The following is a 13,239-nucleotide window of genomic DNA, read 5'->3' on the forward strand; positions in this document are numbered from 1 at the left end:
AGTTTTACAAATAAACATTACTGATAATCAAAAACTTAACTACTTTTTTATAAAGTGACAGATTTAGACCTCTTACATTTTGAGCAGCTCAAAAAAGACGTTCAAGCTCAATATTTGAAAGAATACACCCCTTCTTATGATGAAATTTCTAAGTGGAAGGGTATTGACATCATCTATTTTCAGGAAGATCTCAGAAAAAAGGCGAAAGGAAACATTAGTGAAAAATCTTTTTACACCTATTTTAAATCTTCTCCGGTAACAAAACTTCCACGAATTGACATGCTCAATTTATTGAGTATTTATGCGGGGTACGACTCTTGGTATGAATTTAAAAAGAATCATCTTTTTGCAGGGGAACTTTTAACAGATGAGCAGGAATTGGATGACAATGAGATTAAGGAACTTGAAAAAACAGTTTCAAGTGCTTTAAACTTACCAAAAACTGAAAAAGAACCACAAAAAGCAGATTTCCAACCTCAGAAAAACATCGTTTTACAAGAAAGCAATATTGATAATCAAACCCTTGCAGAAAATTCACAGGTTTCAAAACCTACTCAAAAAACACCTGTAAAACCTCAAAAAAGAAACCACCAAAGAACAGCATGGATTGCAGCAACAGCAGTTTTTGTGACTCTTTTGGGACTTTTAGGTTTTAAAGATGAAATTTTTCAGAAAACTTATGTGTATTGTTTTACTGATGCTGACAGAAATTTAAGTGTACAAAGAGATATCGAAATAAAAGTAATTAAAGAAAACGAATCTCCGATTTTGTACAGAATAAAACCGGGAGAATGTTTCAGATATCCTACAAAGGACAAAACACTGAAAATGCAAATAAGCTCCACCACTTATGAGAATCTTGAAGTTAACAGAAACCTTGAAAACGCACCTGAAGAAGAAACAATAGAGCTGAAGCCTGATGACTATAAAATGGCACTCTATTATTTTTCTATAAAAGACATCAACGGGGAAAATTCTGAGCAGCTTATCAAACAAAAAAGAAAACAACTCGAAAACCTTATCAGTAATAATGCGGTGATTACTCAGGTTTATGACAGTGACATTTACGGGCTGGAAACATTAGATAAGGAAGATTATATAACTCTTGTGACCACACCAACCACTTCATTAAAAAACCTGAACGTTATTGAAATGATAAAAGACAAAGGAAAAATCGTGTCCATCAAATTTAAAATCTCAAACCATGAAAACAATAAATAACATTTTGTTTTTGACGATACTTTTAGGAATCATCGTGATTGCATGTAATAAAAAAGAAGAAACGAACAGCGTAAGCGATCTTGAAAAACTTAGAAATACTGAAAATATAAGTGTTCAGATGGACAGCGCACAGGCAATAAACGCTATAACCTTACAAAAAGTACAGGATGTGCTCGATCTTTCGACACTCTATCTTTCCGGAAACAAAAAAACTGAAATCGACACTGCCATTTATTCAAAAATCGAAAAGTATTTTCAGAAATCGGACACGGTAACTTTTCAAGGGCTATTCAAAGAACTGGAAAGCCTTAAGGTAAAAAAAGTAAAAGTAAGCAACATTAATGTCTTCAAGACGATTAAAGATAAAGATACGCTGGACTTTGCAAAATTTAATGTAGAATATATCGGTGACAAAAATAAACCGATCGGAAGCTTCGAAAGAAGCGCACAATATACTTTGGTTTCTAAAGCAAAAGAAAAAAATAAAGAATTTAAATTTTACTTTATTAAATTCTACTCGGATGTTCCTGAAAAAGACAGCACTTCTGTAGGTGTAACGAGATAATCAAGCGGAATATCACTTTCCCAGACATCATCAACATTTTCATCGGGGTTAAAATAATTAACACCGATTTTTTTTGTTCCTTTTGATACTGTTTCAAAAAAACCATCGTAGAAGCCTTTGCCGTAACCTACTCTGTTTCCGTGTCTGTCACAGTATAAAAGCGGCGTAATTACAAAATCAAAATCAAGAATACCTGAATCTTCATCAGAAACAGGTTCGGAGATCTGCCATTGATTAAGCTCAAATTTAGAATATTCAAAAATTTCTACAGAAATAAGTCTTTCGTCAGCAATTTTGGGAACAAAAACACGGATATTTCTGCTTAAAAAATAACTGATGAAAATATGGGTATTCATTTCCTTAAACTTCTCAATAGGAATAAAAATATGGACTTTCTGACCTGAAAAAGGCTTAAAATAGTGAATGAAATTTTTAAAAATATCATTAGATAATTGAAAGATATCTTTATCGGACAAAGATTTTCTTTTTTCTAAATATTTTTTTCTAAGCTCAGATTTTTTCATAATCAAATTTATAAAAAGATGGCGCTCTTAAGGAGCGCCATTATGAAAACTGTATTTATTATGCAGATAAAACTATTCGAAAATTTACCTGAATTACAAATATTACTCGATAATTTTATATAATTTATCCGATAAACGAACTCTGAAAGGCAGTTCAAAAGTAATCTGGTCTCCCGCTTTCGCAGTGTCGCTGAACCCTCCATTTACAAAAATCTGGCTAATGGTAATTTCCTGATCGCCTGTTGTTGGTCCGGAGATTAAAACTTTATCTCCAACAGAAAGTTCATTGTTTTCAATTAAAAACTGGGCGATTTTAGATCTCGAATAATAATGTTCAGCCTTTCCGATCAATACTTTTTTAATTTTTATTTTCTGGCGAATATCTTTTGTTTCAGCCTTAGTTGCTTTTGCTAAAGTCTGCGTTGACAGATCACCGGAATTTTTAAATTTCAAAGCTTCAGATTTTCCTTTTCTGAAGACTTTATTTCCAACCTGAAGACCTTTTCTCAGTTTCACCTGCTCTTCCCAAGGTAAATGAATGGTTTCGAGACATTCTGTAGAACATGTATTTTCCATTGTTGCCTTACATTCATCACACTGAATGAAAAGTAAATGACAGGCATCGTTGGCACAATTGGTATGGTTATCACACGGTTTTCCGCATTGGTGGCATTGTGCAATAATATCATCTGTAATTCTTTCTCCTAAACGATGATCAAATACAAAGTTTTTACCGATGAATTTACTTTCAATTCCTTCTTCTTTGATCTGACGTGTATATTCTATAATTCCGCCCTCCAGCTGGAAGACATTTTTAAAGCCCTGATGTTTAAAATAAGCACTCGCTTTTTCACAACGGATTCCTCCGGTACAGTACATCAAGAGGTTTTTATCTTCTTTAAAATCCTGCAGCTGTTCGTTGATAATCGGTAAACTTTCCCTGAAGTTCTCTACATCCGGAGTAATAGCTCCCTCAAAATGCCCTACTTCACTTTCGTAATGGTTTCTGAAATCCACGACAATAGTATTCGGATCTTCCAGCATATTGTTGAATTCCTGAGCTTTCAGGTGAATTCCTTTATTGGTAACGTCAAAAGTTTCATCATTCAAACCGTCTGCAACGATCTTATGTCTTACTTTTATGGTTAATTTTAAAAAAGAATGATTATCCTGCTCTACTGCCACATTCAGACGGATACCTTTCATGAAATCATAAGTCTCCAGCGTTTCGCGAAATGCCTCAAATTGATCCGCCGGAACACTCATCTGAGCATTAATTCCTTCGTGAGCAACATAAATACGACCTAATGCATCAAGAGCATTCCAGGCTATAAATAAATCGTCACGAAATTTTTTTGGATCTTCAATTTTGGCATACGCATAGAAAGATAATGTAAGGCGCTCTTTTCCGGCCTCATCTATAAGTTGAGCTCTTTCTTCTGCGCTTAAGGTGTTGTACAGTTGCATGCTATAAACGTTTTAAGTGAGAAAAATAATTTTGCAAATATAACCAATTTTTAAATAGTTTAAAATCGCAATGGCTTACATTGAATAAGAGGCATAAATTTTGACACAATAATCTAAGATTTAACCTTTTGCCTGTTTTTGATTATCTATAATGTGACATTTTGTCTTTAATAATTTTTTAAGCAGTGTTAAACCGAGACCATTATTATCACATAAACTATAAATTGGCATAATTGTCGTTAAATTTTAGTTAAAATTGAAACACTTAAGATTATTTACATACCTATTTAGCATTAAATTTGTGTAAGATAAAAACAAACAATTCAACAAACAAAGAAGACATACAATGAAGAGTACATTTAAAAAACTATTACCATTTGCCGTAGTTGGGGTGCTTTCAGGAGCAACTACTGTCGGTGTACAACAATACTTAAGTTCTGATTCTACAAGCTCAGATCAATCTTATTTTACTAAATCTACCAATGCTTCATTTGTAGGGATGAATTCCGCAGCAGTAGGTGATGATTTCGTAAAAGCTGCCAAAACTACAGTTCCTGCGGTTGTAACCATCAAGAATTATCAAAGCAGGGCAACAAGCAGGGCTTCCGAACAGGATCTTTTTGATTTTTTCTTTGGTGATCCGTTTGGAGGAAGAGGCCAGCAAAGACAAAGACAACAGCAACAGGCTCCGGATAATATGCCTTCAGGTTTAGGTTCAGGGGTAATTATTTCTCCTGACGGATATATTATTTCTAATAACCACGTTGTAGCAGGAGCAAATAAACTTGAAGTAGTTTTAAGCAATAAAAAATCATATATCGCAACTTTAGTAGGAACCGATCCGAATACAGATATCTCATTATTGAAAATTGAAGAGAAAGGCTTACCTTATTTAAATTTTGCTAATTCGGATAATGTAGAAGTTGGACAATGGGTTCTGGCAGTAGGTAATCCATTAGGATTAAACTCAACCGTTACAGCCGGAATTATTTCTGCCAAAGGAAGAGGAATCGGAATTCTGGGCAGTCAGGGAAAAGCTACAAATCCTATTGAAAGTTTCATTCAGACCGATGCTGCAATTAATCCCGGAAACTCCGGAGGAGCATTAGTGAATGTAAACGGTGATCTTATCGGAATTAATTCTGCAATTTCATCTACAAACGGATATTATCAGGGTTACGGATTTGCAGTTCCTGCGAATTTAGCAAGAAAAATTATCGAAGACATTAAGAAGTTTGGTATTGTACAAAGAGGCTTCCTGGGTGTAACGACGTTAGATCTTTCTAATGACCAATTAGTTGCTTCATACAACAGAGACCAAAAGGCTAATTTGAAGGCTGGATCAGGAATGTATGTAACCGGATTCTCTGAAAACAGCGGAGCTGAGGACGGAGGCATCAAAAAAGGAGATATCATTACCAAAATCGACACCTATAACATTACAGATTTTGCAGACCTTTCTGCCGCAATCGGAAGCAAAAGACCGGGAGACAAAGTACAGGTTACTTATCTGAGAAACGGAAAAGAAAATGTAACAACTGTAACCTTAAAAGACCAAAAAGGAGGTACTTCTACAAGAACAAAAGCTGACCTTAGTGTGAGTGAAAAAATCGGTGCAGAATTCGAGCCATTGAATGAAAGATTTAAGACAGATTACGGTTTGAACAGCGGTGTCGTAGCGAAGAATGTATCTGAAGGAAGCGAAATGGCAAAAATAGGTGTAGTTGACAACTATATTGTGATTGAGATTAACGGTAAACCTGTAAATTCACAGAAAGACGTTGAAAAAATCTTAGAAAGCTATAAAGGAAATGTGCAGGTAAAATTCGTAGATGACTACGGAAGAATCTATACAAAAGGATTTAAAATGCCTAACTAAGCAATTATCATAACAAAAAAACGCTGCATTATCTGCAGCGTTTTTTTGTTTAAAAGAAATGATTAATTGTTTTGATTATTCATTTTCTCAGCGATTCTTTTCTTTTTATTTCTTTCATAAATTACCTCAACAATTTTACCTCCCATCCATGCAAACGGAAAAAAGACCAGGAAAATAGATATTTTATAAAACGTAGGATGATACGGAAAGATAATTACATCAAGCATTGCAATAAAAAGCATGATAAATCCTATCAGAATGGCATAAGCTACCTTTGCATATTTTACAATCAAGGCTGTAACAACGCCGCCAACAGTAGTTCCCAAACCAGAAATAAACAGCAAAAAACCGAAGAAGGCATCATTATTTTTCATGCTTTCTAAAAATCTCTGCCAATGCTCAAACGGAGCAAATGCATCAAAGGTTACCCACTGCGGAAAAGCTCTTATACCAAGAGTGATAATAAGCCCCGCGATAGCAAGACCCACCAAAACTGCAAATGTATTTCTTATAAAGCTCATTAATCCTGATGTGCGATCATAGAAATTTCGATATCAACATTTTTTGGAAGACAAGAAACCTGTACTGTTTCACGAGCCGGGTAACTTTCAGCATCAAGGTACGATGCATAAATATCATTCATCACAGCAAAATCATCCATGCTTTTAAGGAAGATCGTAGCTTTTACCACATTTTTGAACGTCATCCCCGCTTCTGTAAGAATCGCTTCAAGATTTTTCATCACCTGATGCGTCTCTTTTTCTATTCCTTCTACCAGCTTTCCTGTTGCAGGGTCTACCGGGATCTGACCCGAAATATACAAAATTCCGTTAGCAAGATTTGCCTGCGAATACGGTCCGATGGCTGCAGGAGCATTTACGGTATTAATTGTCTTTTTCATTATATAGATTTATTATTTCCAAAATATCTTGTAGAAACGCCACGATTAAGTCTTAAAACAAATCTAACGGCAGCTCATGAGATTTTTACTTCGGGTGCAAAGATAAAATTTAAATTCTAAAATCAACATGACTTTAGAAAGGTGCATTCGGCTGCGTGAAACTTCGGTCTTTATATTTCAGCGCATCGCTTAATATGTTCGCTTTAATTCCGATGAAGAAATCATACACTTTATACTGGCCAAATGGTACCCAGTTGAAATTGATGGTAAAACTACGCTGATCCCTTGAAAAACCTATTCTGGTATACGCTAATTCTTTGGTCACCATATCGTAGTGTGTACTTCCGTTGACATTCCAGTATGGGGTCAGTTTAATACTACCATCCAAACCGATAGATGCCATTTTTGTTGCTGTTCTAGAAAGTGTTCTTGAATACTGATAATTAGCATTTACATTTAAGGTCCAGGCCTGCTCGAAATGGGCATAATTATCATCATCAAAGAAGTAGTTTTCATTTCTGATTTCTCCTTTCTGCGAATAAATTTTAGAATAATCCTTTTTCTCTCCAAACAATTCGTTGCTTAAAGGATAAGATACCTGCACATTGAATCCCTGCACACTAAAATGTCCGAAATCTTCAGTTTTTATACCGGTATCCGAACCAGGAGCAAATAAAATTTTATACGGTTCAATCGTCAAGCTTGTATTAACGCTAAGTTTGTTGTCAAAGAAAGAAGACTGTCCATTTACGGAAATAATCGACCAAGGATGGGTTTTTGCCGCAAAATTGTAATTACCGCTGATATTCAAGGATTCAAATATCTTCATTTTTTTCACACCCGTAGAATCACTTTTGGATCTTACTTTCATCTCAATGTTGTTTCCGATGTTATAGTTTAAAGCTCCTACCATTCCGGTTGTTGGTGTTCCTACAATTCCCTTATCAAAAATAGAATAAGGCGTTAAAGCTCCATTGGCATTATAATAATTTCTAAAATATCCAAACCCGGAACCTCCAAAATCAGGAGAATAAGTAAATCCTATACTCGGAATCACCATATGTCTGATAGCTTGTATTGCCGACCCTTTCTTGAAATTTGCCTGTCCGTAAAGCTGCGTCTGAATACTTGCCGTCGTTGAAAAAATACTATAACCCGCTATTTTCTTATTGATTTGCTCTACCTCAACATTTTGGATAGGATCGTAAAATTTCGTCAGTGTTTTTGTTGTTAAAGCATTATCGATAGTTGCTCCTAAACTAAATGTGAAATATTTGGCAAAGGTTGTGTTGGTTCCTAAAGCAATGTTATTCTTGACTCCTGTCTGCATCTTATCCCACATTTCTTTGGTGAATAGGCCTCCTTCCTCCATACTTACGAAGTTTGATAAATTTAAACCTGTATTTACGGTAATGTTTTCCAGTAATCCCGTTCTCACCCCTGTTTTAGATTTAAATAAATAAAACTGGTTGATTGCGACATTCATTTGAGGAAGACGCAAATCTGATAAACCTGTAGCAAAATTCTGAGAATAAGAAGCTGTACTGGTAATGGTTGCAGGAAGTTTCAGGAACCTTTTAGTTAATGTAAGTGTTGAGTTCTGCTGAGTTCTCAAAACACTCTGATCCATAATATAGTTATTGTTAACCGTATTATTGTAGAATGTCTGGCTGGTCATATCAACCGAAGCCGAAAAGGTAAGAAACGGATTAGCTTTTGCATCTTGCGTATGTCTCCATGCAATTCTATAAGTCCCTGTTTTACTGTAATTATCTAAACCTTTAATTCCTCGTACAGTATTTCCGATGTCTGCCGAGAAATTACCTGTGTATCTGTACTTTTTAAGATAATTCATTTCGGGTCTTAAATTCCAGCTTCCTTTTGTATAAATATCGGCAAGAACTTTAAGATCAAAATGCTCTCCAATCGGCTGATAATAACCAATTCCGTTCAGGAAGAAACCTACATCCTGCCTTTCTCCAAAACTAGGGATCAAAATACCTGCAGATCTTTTGCTTGAAAAGGGTAATATAGCAAACGGTAAAACCAGCGGAGTCGGAACATCTTCAATATACATTTGCGATGGTCCTACAATAAGAGATGAGCTGTTTTTACCCTTCTGCATTTTTATATAAGATGCCAATAGGTGATAATCGGGTCTCGTATCTTTCTTTTCTATATAATAAGAATCGGTAGTAAATTCTGCATGACGCATCACAAAAACAGAATCGTTGTATTTTTTTGTTTTATCGGCAACAATTAACCCCTCACTTTCCTCTGTTCGGGCATTATAGGCAATAGCTTCTCTGGTTTTCGTATTGTAATTAAAGCTTTCAACCTCATATTTTTTCCCACCCTGATTCACCTGCGCCAATTCAACAATCTTTCCTAATGAATCTTGTTTCCCGCGTGCAAAGATCAGATTTTTCTCTTCATCAATTGAGATATAATCAGCATCAATCTGCATATCCTGATATTTTACCTGAGCATTTTTGTTCAGATAAATCATTCTTTTCTGCACATCACGGCGCTTATCATCGGCTTTTGTGTAAAGTATATCCTGCAAAGATTCATTAGGCACAGCTATGGTATCTTTTTTGGAAATAGTATCATTAATTACCGTAGCTTCTTTCAGTTTCGACGGATTTCTCTGTGCTAAAAAACTGTTAAAAATTAGGATAATTAAAATTTGTAATATATTTTTGAAGACGGTTTTGTCCAATTTTATTTTGTATAATTTGGCTCAAAATTAATATAATTTTTAAAACTGTAAGATGTACAAACTAAATTTTAGAATAATTTTAGCATTTCTACTCATATTCTCCTTTACGTTCATTTCCGCTCAAAAAAAATTCACTGTAGTTTTAGATGCTGGTCATGGTGGAAGCGATAACGGTGCTAATAGAAATTACCCCGACCTTGGTCTGGTTCAGGAAAAACATGTTACACTGGGAATTGTTCTGAAATTGGGAGCAATGCTTGAAAAAAATAAAGATTTCAAAGTCATTTATACCAGAAAAATTGACGAATACCCTTCATTAACCGATAGAACCAATACCGCCAACAGAAGCAAAGCAGATCTTTTCATTTCGGTCCATGTCAATTCCTCTCCAAGCAGATCGGCAACTGCAAGAGGAACGGAAACTTTTGTACAGGGTCCTGCCCAAAACCGAGAAAATCTTGAAGTGGCCAAACAGGAAAACAGTGTAATTTATCTTGATGAAAAAGATAAGGAAACCTTTGCTTCTTACGATCCTTCTTCTCCTGAATCTCTCATTGCATTAAAACTTCAGCAAAGCAAATACCTTGAAAACAGCTTAATTGTAGGAAGTTTTGTAGAGGAAAACTTTGAAAAAAGCGGGCGTTTTTCCAGAGGGGTAAAACAGGAAAACCTTCACATTCTCAGAAGAAGTGCGATGCCTTCAATCCTTATCGAAACAGGTTTTGTAAACAATTATGAAGATGCTGCTTTTTTAAATTCAGAAAAGGGGCAGCAGGAAACCGCTGAAAATATTTACAAAGCAATTATTGACTATAAAAAAGCGATTGACAGAAAATCAGGCGCATCAATTATTACCAAAAAACCCGAACCTGAAAAACCGGCAGAAGTAGCATTGAAAAATGATTTCAGAATTCTACTGATGACCATGCCTGTAAAATACAACAGTGGCGATCCTGAACTAAAAGGCCTGAATTATGTTCTTACCATCAAAGAAAACGGACTGTACAAATATTATTACAGTGTTACCAATATGGCTTCTATAAAAGATATTAATCTGAAAACAGCTAAAGATGCAGGTTTCCGAAATGCATATGCTGTAGGATTTATGCCAAATCAGAAATTGAGTATCGGATATTACAACATTGAAGTATATGCAGGAAAAGATAAGCTGAGCAGCAACTCTTATATTTTACAGACCTTGAAAGATGTAGAAAGAAATAAATCTAACGGTATGTTCTACTATACCTACGGAAAAGTTTACACCCTGGAAGATGCAGTAAAACTTCAGAAAGAACTGGAAGACAAAGGAATAAAAAATACCGTTATTCAGAAGAATTTTAAATAAAGGTTATAATTTTGAAGTTTGAAAGTTAATTCATACTTTTGCAACCTCAAAATTTGGCCTATTCGTCTAGTGGTCAGGACTCAAGGTTTTCATCCTTGCAACAGGAGTTCGATTCTCCTATAGGCTACTCAAAAAAAACAAAAAAGTTCTCTTTCAGGGAACTTTTTTTGTTTGTGATTTTTAACAGATTTTAAAACCGATTTTTAATAAGCTTTATAAAATTCAAACCTATTGAATTTGCTTTTTCTGTAAACATTAAATTTTCGGGTATTCATCTCTTTAGAAATTGAATCTCCCACTTTAATGTCATATGGTAAAATTCCGGTCGAGTCAACCTGTAGACCATTTTCTAAATAAAATTCGGTAGTTCTTAACTGCCAATTACTTCTGCCTGTCACTTTTGAATTCACTTTCTCGCGGTAAAATCTGGAGTAATTGTAATTAACAAAAACCAGAAATACACTAATAGCTATAACAGCAATAACAAGAGGTAAAAACTTGATATATTTTTTACTCATGATATTTTTTCTAAACCGACCAATAAATGTGACAAATTTATTCTTTCTTACTGAGATCTTCTGATTTTAAAGGTTGAAATAATTACCAAAGATTATCTGCACAATAATCAGCTAAGCACCAAATAATCAGATTCAGTAATAGGTTCAATCAATAAAGAATTGAAATCACAATATCTCTGCCTAAAAAATATTCCCTAAATTTGTTGTCCTTCTTATTTCAATTCACTCTCAAAATCAAGACAAGTGAAAATTCACAATAAAAAAAAGTTTCTGAGCTTTCTGAAGTTTAAAAGAGACTTTCAGAAGTATGGCCTCGAAAAAGCACGCAGCTACGAGCTCATACTTCACTGGCTAAATAACAGACTCAGCAGAAATCAGTTCTTGGTTTTATCTGGAATTCTTGTAGGTTGCACTGCAGGTTTGGCAGGAGTGATACTGAAAACTCTGGTTCACAACATTCATTATTTTATTACCACTAAAGTTCATTTTGAATATCAGATCTTATTCTATATTATATTCCCGTTTTTAGGAATTGTGCTTACTACGTTGGTAGTTCTTACTATTTTTAAAGGGCAGGACAGAAAAGGCATCGGAGCCATTTTATATGAAATCGCGCAAAATTCAAGCATTGTATCTTCAGTAAAAATGTACTCGCAAATTATTCAGAGTGCCATTACAGTAAGCTTTGGTGGTTCCGCAGGTCTTGAAAGTCCGATTGCGGTAACAGGTGCAGCGATTGGCTCTAATTATGCTCAGACTTATCGTTTAAGCTATAAAGAAAGAACACTTTTATTGGCTGCAGGAGCAACAGCAGGAATTGCCTCAGCTTTCAATGCTCCGATTGCGGGTATCATGTTTGCATTTGAGATTCTGCTGACCGGCGTTGTTTTTACAGATTTCATTCCGTTGGTAGTTGCTGCGGTATGTGGAAGTTTATTGTCAAGGGTTTTACTTCAGGAAGATGTACTTTTCAGATTTTATACAAGGGAAGCCTTCAATTACCTGAATGTTCCTTACTATTTGATTTTAGGAATTTTCAGTGGTTTGTATGCAAGATATTTTGTTATTATTTCTCAGAAGGTAGAGCATTTTATTAAAGGTTTAAAGTTTTCACGGCTGCGAAAAGCTATGTTTGGCGGAGCAGTTTTATCATTGCTTTGTGTACTTTTCCCACCCTTATTCGGAGAAGGCTATGATACGGTAAAAGCTTTTACTAACGGAAACACACATTCCATTATAGAAAACAGTTTGTTTCGCTATTTTGAGATTAAAAATATTACCGTTATTATTTTTTTGGTTTTGGTACTGCTTTTAAAAGCATTTGCAACTTCGTTTACCATCTTCAGTGGCGGAAACGGAGGAAATTTCGCGCCTTCCCTATTTGCCGGAGGAACGGTTGGCTATCTGTTTGCCATTATCTGTCAGCAATTGGGTTTTGAGCATGTTCCGGTTACTAATCTTGTGCTTGTCGGAATGGCAGGAACGATGAGCGGCGTTATGTATGCTCCGCTAACAGCTATTTTTCTAATTGCAGAATCAAGCTTCGGGTACGATTTATTCATTCCTTTAATGATCGTGTCAATCATTTCTTATTTAATTGCTAAATGGTTCTCTCCTATTTCTCCGGAACTAAAATCTTTGGCAGATCAGGGGAAAATTTTCACCAATAAACATGATGAGAATTTATTGTTCTCTTTAAAAACCGAAGACTTTATTGACCAATATTCTCAGGCCGTTTCGGAGAGTGCACCAATTACGGAATTGTTCGAAATGGTAAAAAACGGCAATAAAAACATTTTTGCTGTTGTAGATGATCAGAAAACATTGAGAGGAATTCTAACTTTGGACGATATACGACCTTATTTATTTACAAACATTGAGGTTTCGGCAACGATCATTCAGATTATGAAAACGCCGCCTGCAATTATTCATCCTGAAAATCAACCGTTGGAAATTCTGAAGATGTTTGATGATACAGGCGTCTGGAATCTACCTGTAGTAAATGAGAAAAATCAATTTATCGGGTTTATTTCAAAATCAACAATTTTAATGAGTTACAGAGAATTATTAAGAGATTATTCAAGTTGAAATTAATCA

At 35.1% G+C, this 13,239-nt stretch carries 11 protein-coding genes and 1 tRNA gene; 6 read left to right on the top strand and 6 right to left on the bottom strand.

Annotated elements, in window-relative coordinates; translation table 11 throughout:
- The first annotated feature begins 54 nt into the window (after positions 1-54).
- The gene (locus ACR1PN_RS15775) at positions 55-1,221 is read left to right on the top strand and encodes a hypothetical protein (protein WP_433980802.1); all 1,167 of its coding nucleotides are present in this window, start codon (positions 55-57) and stop codon (positions 1,219-1,221) included.
- Positions 1,205-1,786, top strand: coding sequence for a hypothetical protein (locus ACR1PN_RS15780; protein WP_433980803.1), 582 nt, complete (start codon positions 1,205-1,207; stop codon positions 1,784-1,786). Before ACR1PN_RS15775 ends, ACR1PN_RS15780 begins: the two co-directional genes overlap by 17 nt.
- On the opposite strand, the gene ACR1PN_RS15785 is transcribed toward ACR1PN_RS15780, so the two are convergent.
- Both ACR1PN_RS15785 and ACR1PN_RS15790 read right to left on the bottom strand, forming a co-directional pair.
- Positions 1,735-2,310: a 5-formyltetrahydrofolate cyclo-ligase gene (locus ACR1PN_RS15785; RefSeq protein ID WP_433980804.1), complete on the bottom strand. Its 576-nt coding sequence runs from the start codon at positions 2,308-2,310 to the stop codon at positions 1,735-1,737. The two genes, ACR1PN_RS15780 and ACR1PN_RS15785, sit on opposite strands and share 52 nt — an antisense overlap.
- 102 nt (positions 2,311-2,412) lie before the next feature.
- On the bottom strand, positions 2,413-3,777 hold the full coding sequence (locus ACR1PN_RS15790; RefSeq protein ID WP_433980805.1) for a rhodanese-related sulfurtransferase: 1,365 nt from the start codon (positions 3,775-3,777) through the stop codon (positions 2,413-2,415).
- Positions 3,778-4,123: 346 nt separating this feature from the next.
- On the opposite strand from ACR1PN_RS15790, the gene ACR1PN_RS15795 reads away from it, so the two are divergent.
- Positions 4,124-5,656: a trypsin-like peptidase domain-containing protein gene (locus ACR1PN_RS15795; RefSeq protein ID WP_433980806.1), complete on the top strand. Its 1,533-nt coding sequence runs from the start codon at positions 4,124-4,126 to the stop codon at positions 5,654-5,656.
- 62 nt (positions 5,657-5,718) lie between these two features.
- On the opposite strand, the gene ACR1PN_RS15800 is transcribed toward ACR1PN_RS15795, so the two are convergent.
- The 3 genes from ACR1PN_RS15800 to ACR1PN_RS15810 all read right to left on the bottom strand — a co-directional run bounded on the left by ACR1PN_RS15800 (position 5,719) and on the right by ACR1PN_RS15810 (position 9,279).
- Positions 5,719-6,177, bottom strand: a complete 459-nt coding sequence (locus ACR1PN_RS15800; RefSeq protein ID WP_433980807.1) for a hypothetical protein — start codon at positions 6,175-6,177, stop codon at positions 5,719-5,721.
- The gene (locus ACR1PN_RS15805) at positions 6,177-6,557 is read right to left on the bottom strand and encodes a RidA family protein (RefSeq protein WP_378176662.1); all 381 of its coding nucleotides are present in this window, start codon (positions 6,555-6,557) and stop codon (positions 6,177-6,179) included. Before ACR1PN_RS15805 ends, ACR1PN_RS15800 begins: the two co-directional genes overlap by 1 nt.
- Before the next feature lie 133 nt (positions 6,558-6,690).
- The gene (locus ACR1PN_RS15810) at positions 6,691-9,279 is read right to left on the bottom strand and encodes a putative LPS assembly protein LptD (protein WP_433980808.1); all 2,589 of its coding nucleotides are present in this window, start codon (positions 9,277-9,279) and stop codon (positions 6,691-6,693) included.
- A 52-nt stretch (positions 9,280-9,331) separates the two neighbouring features.
- Here ACR1PN_RS15810 and ACR1PN_RS15815 point away from each other — a divergent pair, with 52 nt between their 5' ends.
- Both ACR1PN_RS15815 and ACR1PN_RS15820 read left to right on the top strand, forming a co-directional pair.
- Positions 9,332-10,624, top strand: a complete 1,293-nt coding sequence (locus ACR1PN_RS15815; protein WP_433980809.1) for an N-acetylmuramoyl-L-alanine amidase family protein — start codon at positions 9,332-9,334, stop codon at positions 10,622-10,624.
- A 55-nt stretch (positions 10,625-10,679) separates the two neighbouring features.
- A tRNA-Glu gene (locus ACR1PN_RS15820) sits at positions 10,680-10,751 on the top strand.
- 76 nt (positions 10,752-10,827) lie between these two features.
- Here the strand turns inward: ACR1PN_RS15820 and ACR1PN_RS15825 are convergent.
- Positions 10,828-11,142, bottom strand: coding sequence for a hypothetical protein (locus ACR1PN_RS15825; RefSeq protein ID WP_433980810.1), 315 nt, complete (start codon positions 11,140-11,142; stop codon positions 10,828-10,830).
- Positions 11,143-11,385: 243 nt separating this feature from the next.
- Between ACR1PN_RS15825 and ACR1PN_RS15830 the strand changes: the two genes are divergently transcribed.
- The gene (locus ACR1PN_RS15830) at positions 11,386-13,230 is read left to right on the top strand and encodes a chloride channel protein (RefSeq protein ID WP_433980811.1); all 1,845 of its coding nucleotides are present in this window, start codon (positions 11,386-11,388) and stop codon (positions 13,228-13,230) included.
- Positions 13,231-13,239 lie beyond the last annotated feature (9 nt).

Source organism: Chryseobacterium sp. RLHN22, assembly GCF_051011795.1.
GTDB classification, from domain to species: Bacteria; Bacteroidota; Bacteroidia; order Flavobacteriales; family Weeksellaceae; genus Chryseobacterium; species Chryseobacterium zhengzhouense.